This window comes from Comamonas sp. GW821-FHT11H03 (assembly GCF_058807955.1).
On the sequence record NZ_JBXARF010000001.1, the window covers coordinates 766,107 to 779,343 of the forward strand.

Annotated in this window: 9 protein-coding genes; 7 read left to right on the forward strand and 2 right to left on the reverse strand. The window is 63.6% G+C overall.

Annotated elements, in window-relative coordinates:
• Positions 1 to 133 precede the first annotated feature (133 nt).
• Entirely contained in the window at positions 134 to 1,039 is a 906-nt protein-coding gene (locus AC1RTQ_RS03575) for a ChaN family lipoprotein (RefSeq protein ID WP_492874315.1), read from the forward strand.
• Between the two features lie 25 nt (positions 1,040 to 1,064).
• Here AC1RTQ_RS03575 and AC1RTQ_RS03580 read toward each other — a convergent pair whose 3' ends face one another.
• Positions 1,065 to 3,767, reverse strand: a complete 2,703-nt coding sequence (locus tag AC1RTQ_RS03580; protein ID WP_492874317.1) for a sensor domain-containing protein — start codon at positions 3,765 to 3,767, stop codon at positions 1,065 to 1,067.
• A gap of 51 nt (positions 3,768 to 3,818) precedes the next feature.
• On the opposite strand from AC1RTQ_RS03580, the gene purU reads away from it, so the two are divergent.
• The 6 genes from purU (at position 3,819) to AC1RTQ_RS03610 (ending at position 11,861) form a co-directional block, all read left to right on the forward strand.
• Entirely contained in the window at positions 3,819 to 4,667 is an 849-nt protein-coding gene (gene purU, locus AC1RTQ_RS03585; RefSeq protein ID WP_003068559.1) for a formyltetrahydrofolate deformylase, read from the forward strand.
• Between the two features lie 24 nt (positions 4,668 to 4,691).
• Positions 4,692 to 5,594, forward strand: a complete 903-nt coding sequence (locus tag AC1RTQ_RS03590; protein ID WP_302088836.1) for a LysR substrate-binding domain-containing protein — start codon at positions 4,692 to 4,694, stop codon at positions 5,592 to 5,594.
• Positions 5,595 to 5,700: 106 nt separating this feature from the next.
• A complete protein-coding gene (locus tag AC1RTQ_RS03595; RefSeq protein ID WP_492874319.1) occupies positions 5,701 to 7,620 on the forward strand; it encodes a UvrD-helicase domain-containing protein in 1,920 nt (639 codons plus the stop codon).
• Positions 7,621 to 7,776: 156 nt separating this feature from the next.
• Positions 7,777 to 8,898: an ABC transporter substrate-binding protein gene (locus AC1RTQ_RS03600; RefSeq protein ID WP_492874321.1), complete on the forward strand. Its 1,122-nt coding sequence runs from the start codon at positions 7,777 to 7,779 to the stop codon at positions 8,896 to 8,898.
• Between the two features lie 138 nt (positions 8,899 to 9,036).
• Positions 9,037 to 10,584, forward strand: coding sequence for an FAD-linked oxidase C-terminal domain-containing protein (locus AC1RTQ_RS03605; protein ID WP_492874323.1), 1,548 nt, complete (start codon positions 9,037 to 9,039; stop codon positions 10,582 to 10,584).
• 14 nt (positions 10,585 to 10,598) lie between these two features.
• A complete protein-coding gene (locus AC1RTQ_RS03610) occupies positions 10,599 to 11,861 on the forward strand; it encodes a PQQ-dependent sugar dehydrogenase (RefSeq protein ID WP_492874325.1) in 1,263 nt (420 codons plus the stop codon).
• 41 nt (positions 11,862 to 11,902) lie between these two features.
• Here the strand turns inward: AC1RTQ_RS03610 and dsdA are convergent, their stop codons facing one another.
• The gene (gene dsdA / locus AC1RTQ_RS03615; RefSeq protein ID WP_492874327.1) at positions 11,903 to 13,225 is read right to left on the reverse strand and encodes a D-serine ammonia-lyase; all 1,323 of its coding nucleotides are present in this window, start codon (positions 13,223 to 13,225) and stop codon (positions 11,903 to 11,905) included.
• Positions 13,226 to 13,237 lie beyond the last annotated feature (12 nt).

The window sequence follows — 13,237 nt, forward strand, 5'->3', positions numbered from 1 at the left end:
GGCAAGGCACGACAATGGACGCGCGACAGGGGCAATGCCCCGCAGTATCGCGGCAAAACTCGGTGGGCAAAGCCGGTACGAAATCTACAGCTACGAAGCCATGCCCCGTCTTAGACGAATGCAATCAGCTCATATGTGGACTTTCATTTCTGCGGCGCGGCCGCGCCAGCGCTTCAATCGTTTCAATCCCTTGGCCCTTACGGCGCTTGCCGGCGCCCTGCTGCTGGGCGGCTGCGCCCATCAAAGCGCTCAGCGAACCACCGATGCCGAGTGGCTGCAGACACTGGACCAGTGGGCAGGAACACCGGTCATCCTGCTCGGCGAGCAGCATGACCAGATTTCCCATCACCAGTGGGAAGCCGCTACCGTGCGCCACTTGGCATCGCAAGGCAGGCTCGCGGCTTTGGTGGTCGAGATGGCACCTGCAGGCGGCAGCACCCGGAGCCTGCCCGCATCGGCCAACGATGAGGAGGTGAAAACCGCTCTGCAATGGGCTCAGGGCGGCGGCCCGGGCGGCTGGCCCTGGCAGGACTATGGCCCGGTGGTGATGGCTGCCGTGAAAGCCGGCGTGCCCGTGCTCGGCGGCAATCTGCCGCGCATCCGGATGAAGCAGGCCATGGGCGAGTCCCGCTACGACGCACACCTGCCGGCTGCGGGCTGGCAGCTGCAGCTCGATGCCATCAAGGACGGCCACTGCGGCCTGCTGCCCGAATCGCAGTTCGCGCCCATGGCCCGAATTCAGCTGGCCCGTGACGAATCCATGGCCAGAGTGTCTGAAGCAGCCTTACGTGAGCTGGGCCAGCCCGGCAAAAGCGTGCTGCTGGTGGCAGGCCGCGGCCATGTGCGCAGCGATATCGGCGTGCCGACCTGGCTGCCAACAGAGTTCAAGCCCAAAGTGGCAATAGCTCAATCAGATAAAGCGCAGACTGCTATCACGATGAAGGCAGACAAACAGCTGACGCTAGAAGGCAATGCCTCCGAGGACCAATGCCAGCAACTGCGCGAACAATGGAAAAACAAACCAGCGCCCAAGCCTTGACGGGCTGATGCAGCGCTGGTGATCTTCAGTGCGCGGTTGCGACAGACACCAGCGGCAGCCCCTCGCGCGTCTTTTCCAGCAGGCGCGTGAAGTCTTCGGCCGGCAAGGGCCGGCTGCAGAAATAGCCCTGAAAGTAGTCACAGCCTTTTTGCTGCAAGAACGTCAGCTGCTCCTGGGTTTCCACGCCTTCGGCCAGAACCTTCAGGCCCATGGCATGACCCAGGGCAATGACCGAGCTGCTGATGGTCATATCGTCCGCGCTGTGCGGAATGTCGCGGATAAAGCCTTGATCGATCTTGAGCAGATCGAGCGGAAAACGCTTGAGGTGCGCCAGTGAGGAATAGCCGGTGCCAAAGTCATCAATGGCCAGGCGCAGGCCCAGTTCGCGCAGGCGGTTGAGCACGGCCAACGCCTCTTCGGGCTTTTCGGCCAGTGCACTTTCGGTGATTTCCAGCTCCAGTAAGCTGGCCGGAAAACCCGACTTGTTGAGCGCATCGGCCGTGGCACCGGCAATATCGGTCAACAAAAACTGATGCAGCGAGACATTCACCGCAATCGTCAGATCAGGCAGGCCCGCAGCACGCCATTGCTGGCCCTGACGGCAGGCCTCACCGAGCACCCACAGACCCAGCGCGCCGATGACGCCCGAGTTTTCCGCCACGGGAATGAAACGGGCCGGCGAGATCAGTCCTTCCTCTGGGTCCAGCCAGCGCAACAGGGCTTCAGCCCCCATCAGGCGCCCCGTTGCCAGCTCAATCTGTGGCTGGTAATACAGACGCATATGGCCCAGCTCCAGCGCACGGCGCAGACGCGCCTCCATGGCCAGGCGTTCGCGCGCGGCCTGGGTCATGTTTTCATGGAAGAAGCACCAGGCATTGGAGCCCCTGGCCTTGGCTCCATACACCGCCGCATGGGCACCTTGCAGCAGATCGTCGGCCGTCAGCGCATGCTCGGGGTACAGACAGATACCGGCACTGACACTCACCACAACAGACAGCCCGTCTGGCGTGGTCCAGGGCTGGCCGGCTGCGGCCATCAGACGCTCGGCCACTTCCACCGCGCTGTTGTGGTCGCATATGGATTGGGCCACCACGCAGATTTCATCGCCCGCCAGGCGGCCAATGATGTCGCCGTGCCGCAAAGCACCCTGCATCTGCACAGCCACATGCCTGAGCACCTCGTCGCCGATGGAGTGGCCATAGCTGTCGTTCACGTCCTTGAAGCGGTCGATATTAAACAGCAACACGGCCATGCGACGGTTGGTGCTCTGACTCAGCTCCACCGCCTCACCCAGCATGCGCGTGAACTGAGAGCGGTTGGGCAGACCGGTCAAGGTGTCGCGATGGGCCAGAAACTCCAACTGCTGCTCGCGCGCCTTCTCGGCCGAGATGTCGGTGAACATGCAGACGTAATGCGTCACCTTGTCGTTGGCATCCTTGACCGCGCTCAGCGACATGCGCTCGGGAAAGATCTCGCCGCTCTTGCGCCTGTTCCAGATTTCGCCCTGCCAGTGGCCCGTGGCGTGCATGTTGGCCCACATGGCGTCGTAGAAGGCCTTGTCATGCCGGCCGGACTTGAACATGCGCGGCGTCTTGCCCAGCATCTCCTGCTCGGAAAAGCCCAGCAGCCGCGTGAACGCGTGGTTGACCGAGAGAATGCGGCTGTGGGCGTCGGTTACCACCACGCCCTCGATGGTGTTGTCCACCACCGTGGAGGCCAGGCGGCTGCGCTCATCGGCCTCTCGACTCGCAGTCTGGTCGGAGAGCAGGCCCGAGATCCGTATCAGGCGTCCGCTCTCATCCTTGTAGGCCTGGCCGCGTGCGCGGAACCAGCGATACAGACCGTCAAAGCACAGCAGACGTGCCGTCAGCACCAGCATGCTTCCCTGCTCCAGCGCCTGCTGGGCCTGGGCACGCGCAGCTGCGGCATCCTCGGGGTGCAGGCGCTGCTGGAAATCGAACTCGCGCGCTAGATCCTGGCCCTGGTAGCGCAGCAAGGCGCTCATGCCCGTGGAGAAATTCAGCCGCTGCTCCAGTGCATCCCATTCCCACACGCCATTGCCGCTGCCCTCCAGCGCCAGGCGCAACATGGTCTCGCTGCGCACCATGGCCTTGCGCGCACTCACCATCTCGCTGAGATCCTGCAACACGCAGACCAGGGCCACCGGCCCGTCCACACCCGATGCCGCCACGCGGCTGGTTGTGCACAGCACGGGCGTAACCTTGCCGGTTTCGGCATGCACGCATTGGCGCAGCACCTGGAAGTAATCAGTGCTGCCGTCCAGCAGGCGCTGCAGCTGCAGAGCAACTTCATCCTGGTCATTCACCGGCACCAGAACGCGAAAATCCTGACCGCGCAGCGACTCCAGGCTGCGGCCCAGCCAACCCGCCAGCTTGGCATTGGCCCAGACAATCTCTGCCCCGCCCACATGCACCCGAGCCATGCCGGCCGGGGCGTGACGCACCACCAACTCCAGCTCCTGCGCCGTCTCCCGGCCACGCTGGTCGGCGCGCGTCTTTCGCTGCATAAACCAAAGTGCAACCAGCGCTGTCGCCAGCAACCAAACAATGAACAGGCCTATCTGCCAACGCAGCGACTGTCGATTCAGCGATACATCAAAATAGCCGAGCACGCCAGCCTGCGCCCCCAACCAAAGCATCCCCACGCACAAATAGAGGGCGACAATCACCCAGGGTGTGAGCGGAGAATGCCCCTCCTCGCTTTTCATGAATTTCCTTTGTCCGCAGGGTCCTCGCCTTGCTGCGACAATTGCCGAGCTATGACCCAAGCCTATATTTTGACTTTATCCTGCCCAGACCGACTGGGCCTGGTGCATGCCGTTTCCGGATTCTTGCTTGAACAAGGCGGCAATATTGAAGAAGCAGCGCAGTACAACGACCCGGTAACCGGTCTGTTCTTCATGCGCGTGCAGTTTGCCTGCGATGGCAAAGACGCCGCCTCTCTAAAGGCATCCGTTGCCGAATTAGCTGATCAATATCAAATGCAGTGGAGTTTGCACTCCAAAGCCGAGCGCATCAAGACCGTCATCATGGTCAGCAAGGAAGGCCACTGCCTCAACGACCTGCTGTTCCGCTGGAAGTCGGGCCTGCTGCCTATCGAGATCAAGGCCATCATCAGCAACCACCGCGAGTTCTATCAGCTGGCGGCCAGCTATAACATCCCCTTTCATCACATTCCCGTGACTGCCGCGACCAAGGCCCAGGCCGAAGAGCGCCAATACGAGATCATTGAGGAAGAAGGTGCCGAGCTGGTGGTGCTGGCGCGCTACATGCAGGTACTGTCCAACGACCTGTGCAAAAAGCTGTCCGGCCGCGCCATCAATATCCACCACAGCTTCCTGCCCAGCTTCAAAGGCGCCAAGCCCTACTACCAGGCGCATGACCGCGGCGTGAAGCTGATCGGCGCCACCGCCCACTATGTGACGGCCGACCTCGACGAAGGCCCGATCATCGAGCAGGACGTGGCGCGCGCCGACCACACCGACACCGTGGAAGACCTGACGGCCCGCGGCCGCGACACCGAGAGCCAGGTTCTGGCCCGCGCCGTGAAGTGGCATAGCGAGCGCCGCGTTATTCTCAACGGTCACAAGACCGTTGTGTTCCGCTAAATCCCTGGGCTTGGGATTGATCATATGACCCGCAGCCCCGGCGCCTTGAACAGCATTACGGCCAGGCGGATTCCGCCGATACAGTGCCTGCTCACCTTCGAGGCTCTGGCGCGGCTGCGCTCGGTCACGTTGACGGCGGAGGAGCTGTGTGTAACGCCCAGTGCAGTCAGCCACCGGGTCAAGCAGCTGGAGCAGATTCTGGGGACTCGCCTGTTCGGCCGAACGGATTTCTCCCTGACCACGGACGGCAGCTCCTATCTGGCCCATGTGCGTGAAGGCCTGGGCGCCTTGCAACGCTTTCCAGGAGCGTCGGCCTCGCCTGGACGCAGGCGCCTTAAGCTGGCCGTCACCCCCACTTTTGCACGCGTGATCCTGATCCCGCGCCTGCGCCAGTTCACCGAGGTCTATCCGGAGATCGACATTGCGCTGCAGGTATCGATTCCGCTGCTGGACGTTATCGGCGAGGATGCCGACCTCATGGTGCGCTTCGGCGCCGGCCACTATGCCGATGTGGAGCACATCGAACTGGCCCGCGACACGGTCACGCCGCTGGCCTCGCCCAGCTTCATCCGCGAACATGGCCCGTTCGAGCGCCCGGACGACCTGGAAGGCATGCCGCTGCTGCGCAGCCCGCTGGAGCCCTGGCGCACCTGGTTCGCCGCGACCGGCCTCGACATGGCCGAGCCCAACGAAGGCTCGCAGTTCAACGACATCGGCCTGATGTGCGACGCCGCATCGGCCAGCATGGGCATTGCCCTGGTACGCCACAAGCTCGGTGCCCCCTGGCTGGAAAACGGTACGCTGGTACGCCTTTTCGATGTCGATGCACCCAGCCCGCACGCTCACTACCTGTGCTGGAAGACCGGCATCATGGACCGTTGGGAATGCGCTGCCTTCGCTGAGTGGCTGCGCAAGGCGATGGGCTGAGCTGCAGGCTTCGCTGTGGCACAGCTCTTGCTCGCCCGTCCCTGGCCCGGCGAGCAGCTCGTGACACGGGCTGCTCGATGGATAACGAAAATGGAGCACTCACGGCATGAACCTGCAGCCCAGGCTTTACCCCGGCCTTGACCAGAACCAGGCACTCAACAGCGAAGCGTCTTCGCTGCTCATCCGCGCCCTGGCCGGCACGGGCAAGACGACCACGCTGGCCATCAAGGCCACCGACCTGATCCGCACCCAGGGCGCGCGCAACGTGCTGATGCTGGCCTACTCGGAGGCCGGCATCAAGGCCATTCAGGCGCGCATGGACCGCCTCTCCTCTGTGCGCCTCGACGGCCTGCATCTGCTCACTCTGGAGCATTTTTGCGCCCAGCTGCTCGAAGAGCAGGGCGACCCTGTCCCCATGCTCTCCTCCGGTCTGGAAAAGAACCTGCTCATCCAGCAGGCGCATGAAGCGCTGTCGCAAGAGGCCGAGCGGCATGCCGAGCTCGACATACCCGAGCTGGCGGACTATTTCGCACGGCCTCTGGACATCAGCGCCTTCCTCGCCTTTGAGGCCCAGGCCAAGCAGTGCATGCTGGAACTCGACATCGACGGCAGCGGCCTCGGCGCGCTGGCATATTGCCGCGACAACGCTCTGGACTACGGCCTGTACCGGCTGCTGTGCAGCTATGAGCGGCTGCGCGCAGGCCCCACCCAGGAGCCGCTGTTCTATGCGCCCGGCGACTGCACCTACGCGCTGGCCTGCCAGCTGGCCGCACTGGACTTCGATGCCGGCTTCCCGCAGCTGCAGGGCCGCTTCGACGCCGTGCTGTTCGACGAACTGCAGGATCTGGACGAGGCCGCTTTGCTGGTGCTGCGCCATCTGGCGCGCGGCAACGGGCGCTTCATCGGTGTCGGCGACTTCAACCAGCACATCCTGCCGGGCGCCTCCTCCATCTTTGGCGACAGCGCCCAGCGCATCCTGCAGGAGCTGCCCACGGGCACCGGCCAGGCCACGCTCAACACGACCTATCGCTTCGGCCCCGTCATCTGCCAGGAACTCAACCAGCTCTTCGGCATGGAGTTCGACGCCCATTACCGCAACGCCTCGGCATGGTTCGAACATCGCCATGGCGATGACGAGGACTGCGCCCGGCAATTGCTGGATATTCATGCCGCCGTGGCCCGCCTGCCCCGCAAACCGCAGGATCCGCCCGCCGTGCTGCGTGTCATCCTGCATTCGCCCGAAGATTCGGTGCTACTCGAATGGCTGTTCGCCCACGAGGGCGTGCACTATGCCTGCAAAGGCATGCAGCGCTTCTACCAGCGCCGCGAAATCGCCCTGGTGCTGGCCATGCTGTGGGCCATGCAGGGCTGCAGCGGCGGCGCGCTGCTCTCACAAGGCATTCTGAACAGCGCTGCCGAAGGTCTGATGCGCTATGTGCGCCATGCCAGCCCGCCCGACCGGGATCTGCTGGCCAACGGCCTGTTCGACATGACTGCACTGGGTGACGCCCCGCCGGAGTCCGACACGCTGCGCATTGCCGCCGAACTCATGGGACAGCAAGCCGCCATGCGCCGCTTCCTCGCCGCCTACATCGCACCAGACTCCCCCTGCGCCCGGTTGCTGGCCCTGCCCGCCGACCAGTGCGCCGATGCGGGGCAGTTGCTCCAGCACCCTCTATTGCGACAGTTCTTTGCCCAGGCCCCCATCAGCCAGGAAGAACTGCGCCAGTGCCTGGCCAGCCTGCAAGCGCTGTCGCGCATCTGCACCGGACTTTCCGTCGATGAATTCCTTGGCCGCCTCAGCCTCATGGTCCAGTCGAGCATCGCGCAGCATCAGCGCCATGAAAAACCCAGCTTGCAACTGCTCACGGTAGAACGCAGCAAAGGCCATGAATACGAGTATGTGGCCGTACCCTTCGTCAATCCCAGGCACTTCTCGCCCAATGCGAGCGAGCCACAGCGCAACATGCTCTACGTCGCCATGACCCGCGCCAGCAAGCGCCTGTGGATACTGGAAAGCAGATGACGACGCAAGGCCATGGGGCGATGCAGATCAAGCCCGTATCTCATAAGCGGGTCAAAACACCATAACGTCGCCCCCAGCCGACATAGCCACAGTTGCCCTCTCCCACCCATGTTGCAGCCCTCCCACCATGGACTCGCAACAACGAAGAGGAGACCCATGCAAACCCCATTGCGCTGCGCCTGGCTACTGGCCGCCGGCATCACCGCCAGCCTGCCCCTGCATGCGCAGGAGAACAACCTCACCATAGGTGCCAGCTTGCCGCTGTCAGGCTCGCAGGCCGAGGCCGGCAAGGAAGGCCTGAGCATCATGCAGGCGCAGGTGGAGGCATTCAACAAGCAGGGAGGCCTGGGCGGCAAAGCCTTGACACTCAAGGTGCTGGATGATGGCTACGAGCCACAGCGCGCCGCCAGCAATGCGCGCCAACTGATCCAGGAAGGAGCCCTGGCCCTGCTCAACTGCTGGGGCACGGCCAGTTGCACAGCCATGCAACCCGAGGTCCAGCAAGGCCAGACGGCCCTGGTGGGCGTGATTGCCGGAGCCGGCAGCATGCGCCAGCAGCCGGGCCGTTTCATCTATCCGCTGCGCGCCAGCACCCAGGCTGAAATCGCGGCCATGCTGCAGCAGATGCAGACCATAGGTCTGCGGCGGATCGCCATCGTTCACCAAAACGACGGCTTTGGCAAAGACAGCCTGCAGATCGCCCTGACCGCCTTTGCCGCCAAGGACCTCAAACCCGTCATCACGCTGGCCGTGGAAGCATCGGGCAGCAACACCCCGGACCTGGCCAGGAAACTGGCCGCCCTGCCCGATCTCCAAGGCGTCATCGTGCTCGCGGGCGCCCCTGCCACCACAGGTCTGATCACCATGGCCAGACAGGCCCATGTCATGACGCCTTTCTACAACCTGGCCGCCCAGGCCAACCGTGCTGTGGTGCAAGGGCTGGGCCCTTATACGCGCGGCATTGCCTTCACCACCCTGGTGCCCAGTCCCTGGAAAGGCGCGGTTTCGGCCATCAAGGACTACCAGCAGCTCCTCGCCCACGGCGGCATGCCGCCTGCCTCCTATCTGGGACTGGAAGTCTTTCTCAACACCCGAACCCTGCTGGATGCGCTGCGTAAAGCTGCGCCCACAAACAGTCGAGCGGGCCTGCTGACCGCCCTCGACGCCATGGGCGAGATTCGCTACGGCACCATGCATCTGCGCTTCACACCGCCACGCACCGGCTCCAGCTATGTGGGGTTGACCATGATTGATGCAAGCGGCCATTTCAGGGAATAAATCAACTCCAAGCCTTATTCATCAATCGTCGGCAGCTATCGCTTCAAGAGCAAATATCATCATCGACTCAAAGCATTTCAAGCAGCTTTGCAATAAAGCTCACACCAATGCGCGGGCGCATCCCCTACATTTGCAGGCATGACGTCCGCCAGCACTTTTACCGATCTCGTCGCCACCTCCAGCGCAGCTGCCAACGCCGCGCATCACCCGCCCGAGCAGTCCGAGCGTGCTCGGCGCCAGGCCGAGGTGGTGGAGGCTCTGCGCCCCCATGTGCCGGCGCATGCCCTGCTCTATCAGAGCGAAGACACCACGCCCTATGAGTGCGACGGACTGACGGCCTACCGCCAGCGCCCTCTGCTGGTCTGCCTGCCCGAGACTTATGCACAGGTGCAGGCCGTGCTCAAGGCCTGTCACGCCATAGGCGCCCCTGTCATTGCTCGTGGCGCGGGGACGGGGCTTTCGGGCGGTGCCATGCCTCACCCCATGGGCGTGACGCTGTCGCTGGCCAAATTCAACAAAATCCTCAAGGTCGATGCCTACAGCCGTACAGCCCTGGTGCAGTGCGGCGTGCGCAACCTCGCCATCAGCGAGGCCGCTGCCCCCTACGGTCTGTACTATGCGCCCGACCCCAGCAGCCAGATCGCCTGCACCATCGGCGGCAATGTGGCCGAGAACTCGGGTGGCGTGCACTGCCTCAAGTACGGGCTCACGGTACACAACGTGCTCAAGGTCAAAGGCTTCAGCATCGAAGGCGAGCCCGTCGAGTTCGGCGCGGATGCACTCGACACCCCCGGTCTGGACCTGCTGGCCATCATGATAGGCAGCGAAGGCATGCTGGCCGTGGTGACCGAGGTCACGGTCAAGCTCGTGCCCAAGCCCCAGCTGGCGCGCTGCATCATGGCCAGCTTCGACGATGTACGCAAAGCCGGCGACGCAGTGGCTGCGGTGATCGCGGCCGGCATCATTCCCGCCGGACTGGAAATGATGGACAAGCCTATGACGGCCGCCGTGGAAGACTTCGTGCGCGCCGGCTACGACCTCACGGCGGAAGCCATTTTGCTTTGCGAGAGTGACGGCACGCCCGAGGAGGTGGAGGAAGAGATCGCCCGCATGAGCGAGGTTCTGCGCCACGCCGGTGCAACGGCCATCACCGTCAGCGAAAGCGAGGAAGAGCGTCTGCGTTTCTGGAGCGGGCGCAAGAACGCCTTCCCCGCCAGCGGCCGCATCAGCCCCGATTACATGTGCATGGACTCCACCATTCCCCGCAAGCGTCTGGCCGACATCCTGCTGGCGATTCAGGATATGGAGAAGAAATACCAGTTGCGCTGCGCCAATGTGTTCCATGCAGGAGACGGCAATCTGCACCCCTTGATCCTGTTCGATGCCAACAACCCCGACGAACTGCACCGCTGCGAGCTGTTCGGCGCCGACATTCTGGAAACCAGCGTCGCCATGGGTGGCACGGTGACGGGCGAGCATGGCGTGGGCGTGGAAAAGCTCAACAGCATGTGCACCCAGTTCACCACGGCCGAGAACGCCCAGATGTTCGCGCTCAAGGCAGCATTTGACCCTCAATCGCTGCTCAACCCCGGCAAGGTGATTCCCACGCTCAACCGCTGTGCCGAGTACGGCAAGATGCTGGTGCGCGGCGGACAGATTGCTCATCCCGATCTGCCGCGCTTTTAGCCGCCACAAGAGCCATGCAGCGCAAATACCGGTTGATTCTGAGTCTGTCTGCGCTGCTGCTCATGGCTGCCAGCCCAGGTGCGCATGCGCGCGGCTATGCCTCCACCGGCAAGTGCGGTATCTATCCGCGCCTGGCCATCACCACTCCCTCAGGCACCTGCGTAGGGCTGATTGCCGACGAGACCCACGGCCTGCGCTTTCCGCGCCGCGTATTGGAGATTGAGCCGGGCCGTATCTGGGTGCTGGACATGGGCAACTGGGTGCCCCAGGTGGGCCAGTTGGTCGAGCTGCAGCTGCCGCCCGATGCCGCCACTGCCCCCAATGCCAACACCACGGCCAGGGCCGTCGAAGCCAGAGTGTTGCTGAGCAAGCTCAACTATCCTTCGGGAATGGCGCGCGGGCCGGACGGCAAAATCTATATCGGAGAGGCCGACAAGATATGGCGCGCTGCGGTGCCTGCACTCGGACAGGCACCTCAGCCCGAGATGCTGGTCAGCGGCCTGCCGGCCGACGGTGCGCACCTGCTCAAGGAGCTGGCGTTTGCGCCGGACGGCAGCCTCTACGTCAATATGGGCTCGGCCACCGATGCCTGCCGGGGTGAAGACCAGAAGCAACCCGTGCCCTGCCCCGAACGCAGCACGGCCATGCCGCGCGCTGCCGTCTGGCGCATGCTGTTGCAGGCGGGCAAGCAGCCCGTCAAGGAATTCAAGCCATTTGCCGGCGGTCTGCGCAACTCCATGGCGCTGGCCGTGATGCCCGACGGCCCTGCGGCAGGCACCGTCTGGCAAGGCGAAAACAATATCGACTACCGCGACCCCAAGCAGCCGCCAGAAGAGCTCAACCTGCTGCGCGCGGGTGCCGACTACGGTTGGCCCTACTGCACAGGTGCACGCCAGAATGCGCAGGGCTATGAAAAGCGCTTTGATTGCAGCAAGACCGAGGCGCCGCATATGCTCTGGCCCGCCCATGTGGCTCCGCTGCAAATGCTGGCCACGCCAGTGGGCAGCGCATTTGGCGGGCAATTGCTGGTGGCCTGGCACGGCCAGCGCGCAGACGGTCAACGCCTCGTGGGCTTTGCGCGCGACGACAAGGGCCGCCCCTCTGGCAAGCCCATCCAATGGCTGAGCAAATGGGATGCCAGGCCCGGACTGCGTCCCGGCGGCCGCCCCACAGGCATGGACATCGATCATGCAGGCCGCCTGCTGGTGGTGGAGGATTTCAACCGCACCCTGCTGATCCTGATGAGTGAAGCGGGCACGGCGCCAAGACCCAGGTAACCGAGGTAACCCAGGCAACCCAGATCACCCAGGTGAGGTGCTCAGTTCAGCAGATCGCGCCCACGCGCCAGAAACCTCGCGTACTCCTCGTCAGGGACAAACAGACCGCCCGTGGTCCAGACGATATGTGTGGCGTTTGCCATGTGCGGCAGCAGCTTCTGGCGCTGCAGATAGTCCTGACCCGCAGCACTTTCCAGCAGGACGCACGGACCGCCAAATCCCGCTGCGGCCGATGGCTCGATCTGCAGCCCCTCCCTATCCTGCAGCAGGCACAGATGGCGAAACAGGGTTTCATCCTCCACCGTGAACACTCCGCCGAGAAAGCCACGCACCACGTCAGCAGCCAGCTCCGATGCACGCGGCACTGCCAGACCATCGGCCTCGGTCTGGTTGTTCAGGCCCAGCTCATAGACCGAAGGATGGGCTTCCAGACCCGGCAGCGCTGCAGCGCCAGCCAGCATCTCCACCATGAAGCAGGGCGACTGCACAGGCTCGGCAAAAAAACAATGCACATGCGGCCCGAATGCCTGCTGCAGACCCAGCGCCACGCCGCCGGGCGCGCCCCCCACGCCGCAGGGAATATAGACAAACAAGGGATGCGTTTCATCCACGGCAATCTTGCTCTCTGCAAGTTGCGCGACCAAGTGCGGAGCCGCCGCCGCATAGCCAAGCAGCAGCGAAAGCGAATGCTCGTCATCCACAAAGTGACAGTGCGCATCCTGGTCGGCCAGCGCGCGGCCTGCAGCGACGGCCTGGGCATAGTCGCCGGCATGCTCCACCACCTGCACGCCACGGGCTCGCAGGCGCTGCTTTTTCCACTCCTTGGCATCGGCAGACATATGGACCGTCGCCTTGAAGCCCAGACCCGAAGCCATGACGCCAATCGACAGGCCCAGATTGCCCGTGGAGCCTACCGCCACCTGGTACCGGGCGAACACCGCACGCGCAGCATCGGAGGCCAGCTGCAGATAGTCGCCATCGGCCAGCAGGCCATGCTGCAAAGCGATCTGCTCCGCGTACTCCAGCACCTCATGCACGCCACCGCGTGCCTTGATGGAGCCCGCTACTGGCAGGCTGTGATCGGCCTTGAGCCAGAGCCGGCCCAGTTGCTCGGGCAGCTCCAAAGCCTGCTGCATCTGCGGCACGTGCAGCAGCGCCGACTCAATACGTCCGCCAGACGCCTGCAGCTCTGGAAACAGCCGCGCCAGCAAGGGAGCAAAACGTTCAAAACGCTGTACAGCCTGCTGAACCTGAGCGGCGTCTATGAAGTGTGTGGACCGATCCCCACTGCTGCGCCCGGCCCATAGCGCGGGCCGGGCATGACGCAGGTCTTCAACAAGGTCGCGCAGTGCGAAGAAAGTCATGGCTGGCATCCA

What these genes read in the sequence shown, in the direction of transcription:
- dsdA (WP_492874327.1), bottom strand. Translation starts at nt 13,225, where the DNA reads ATGACTTTCTTCGCACTGCGCGACCTTGTTGAAGACCTGCGTCATGCC.
- purU (WP_003068559.1), top strand. Translation starts at nt 3,819, where the DNA reads ATGACCCAAGCCTATATTTTGACTTTATCCTGCCCAGACCGACTGGGC.
- AC1RTQ_RS03575 (WP_492874315.1), top strand. Translation starts at nt 134, where the DNA reads ATGTGGACTTTCATTTCTGCGGCGCGGCCGCGCCAGCGCTTCAATCGT.
- AC1RTQ_RS03600 (WP_492874321.1), top strand. Translation starts at nt 7,777, where the DNA reads ATGCAAACCCCATTGCGCTGCGCCTGGCTACTGGCCGCCGGCATCACC.
- AC1RTQ_RS03610 (WP_492874325.1), top strand. Translation starts at nt 10,599, where the DNA reads ATGCAGCGCAAATACCGGTTGATTCTGAGTCTGTCTGCGCTGCTGCTC.
- AC1RTQ_RS03590 (WP_302088836.1), top strand. Translation starts at nt 4,692, where the DNA reads ATGACCCGCAGCCCCGGCGCCTTGAACAGCATTACGGCCAGGCGGATT.
- AC1RTQ_RS03595 (WP_492874319.1), top strand. Translation starts at nt 5,701, where the DNA reads ATGAACCTGCAGCCCAGGCTTTACCCCGGCCTTGACCAGAACCAGGCA.
- AC1RTQ_RS03605 (WP_492874323.1), top strand. Translation starts at nt 9,037, where the DNA reads ATGACGTCCGCCAGCACTTTTACCGATCTCGTCGCCACCTCCAGCGCA.
- AC1RTQ_RS03580 (WP_492874317.1), bottom strand. Translation starts at nt 3,767, where the DNA reads ATGAAAAGCGAGGAGGGGCATTCTCCGCTCACACCCTGGGTGATTGTC.